The organism is Mesorhizobium sp. M4B.F.Ca.ET.089.01.1.1, assembly GCF_004022605.1.
Taxonomy (GTDB): Bacteria; Pseudomonadota; Alphaproteobacteria; order Rhizobiales; family Rhizobiaceae; genus Mesorhizobium; species Mesorhizobium abyssinicae.
Window position 1 is genome coordinate 1 of the sequence record NZ_RZOS01000819.1, and the last position, 1,444, is coordinate 1,444.

The 1,444-nt window shown below is 58.9% G+C and carries 2 protein-coding genes; both read right to left on the minus strand.

What is annotated here, in order from left to right; all coding sequences use genetic code 11:
* Positions 1–443: 7-carboxy-7-deazaguanine synthase (gene queE, locus EN780_RS34185; RefSeq protein ID WP_128276453.1), on the minus strand; the 443-nt coding region annotated here is incomplete at its 3' end.
* A gap of 4 nt (positions 444–447) precedes the next feature.
* Positions 448–1,444: DGQHR domain-containing protein DpdB (dbpB, locus tag EN780_RS34190; RefSeq protein ID WP_128276454.1), on the minus strand; the 997-nt coding region annotated here is incomplete at its 5' end.

Here is a 1,444-nt window from a genome sequence, read left to right on the forward strand (position 1 = left end):
TCGTTGCCTCGTGTCAGGGCCAGCGGTGCGCCGGCCTTCGGGCTTACGCAAATCCAGTCGATCCCTGGAGGCGGCGTCAACGTGCCGTTTGTCTCGACAGCGATTTCAAAACCTTTGGCGTGAAGGGCCACTACGAGAGAAGCGTCGAGTTGAAGCAGCGGTTCGCCCCCCGTGAGGACTGCGAAGCGACGTCGTATGTCGCCTGACGGCCATTTTTCTGCAATCGCTTGGGCGAGATCACCGGCGGCGCTGAAGCGGCCGCCGCCATCTCCATCCGTCCCGACAAAGTCCGTATCGCAGAACTGGCAAATCGCTTTAGATCGATCGACTTCGCGACCTGACCAGAGATTGCAACCGGCAAACCGGCAGAAAACCGCCGCGCGCCCCGCGTTCTGGCCCTCGCCTTGAAGCGTGTAGAAGATTTCCTTGACCGCATAGACCATGGCGTTACGCCGCCTCGACAGTGCGCGGCAGGGCCCGCTTCAGTTCCTGCACAAGGTGCATCGACAATTGTCGGATGTCCGAGGGAACGTTCTGCAAGCCATTCCAACGCCGGCGTTCGTGTCCGAAGGCCCACTCACCCGAACTCCAGGCGGTACGACCCTTGAGGTGCCGTAACCCCCGAGCGAAGGACTCTCGGTCCTCTGCGCCAATCATTACATGCAGCGCCTCCATGACGTAGCCCATCGCAATGATCCCGGCGCCGTGTACCAGTCGCGATGTCTTCGGCGACTTTCCCTCCCAATCATCAGCAAACACATGCTTCACCGCATGGAAGTATTCGCTGACCAGATCGACACCGCGATCGAGCAGCAATTGGTTGTCGTCTGCGTAGAGGCGAAGCGCACCGTCTGTCAGCGAGTTCATGACAACACGCTGCAAGACGGTGTCGCGAATGATGCCTTTTGGATTTGTCTGCTGGCGGATCAAGCCGCGCAGGGACGAACCCTCACGATAGTTCAGCGCCTCAATCATAAGTGCCGCTTGGCTCCTGTTGGACATGCGCGGCGGCAGATCACTGACTTGCGGTAGCAGTTCGTAGACAAGCGCCTTTGGCAGCGGGCGGGTGTTGTTGATGAGAATGAACTGCTTTTGGAGTTCCTCGATACTGTCACAGATGAAGCCCGATACCAGCACTTCGAACTCACGACCGCGTAATTCATTGAGCGCCGTAAATCGCTGCTGTCCATCGACGATCCACCCGGGAGCGCCGTTCGTTATATCGATCGTGAGGTGACCGAACTGACCTCCGCTGCCACCGCTAGGCGGTGGCAACAACTCGAGGCTTGCAGAACTCATGAAGGCCACAACGATCGGATTGGGAAGAATCGCGTTCGGCTTTTCGAGATAGTCACGAATCTCGCGAATGTGGCCAGCAATCTGCGGCCGCTGAAATCCCTGCAAGATGCCCGCTTCGTCGCGGCCTGCCCGTTCGATCCTGGCG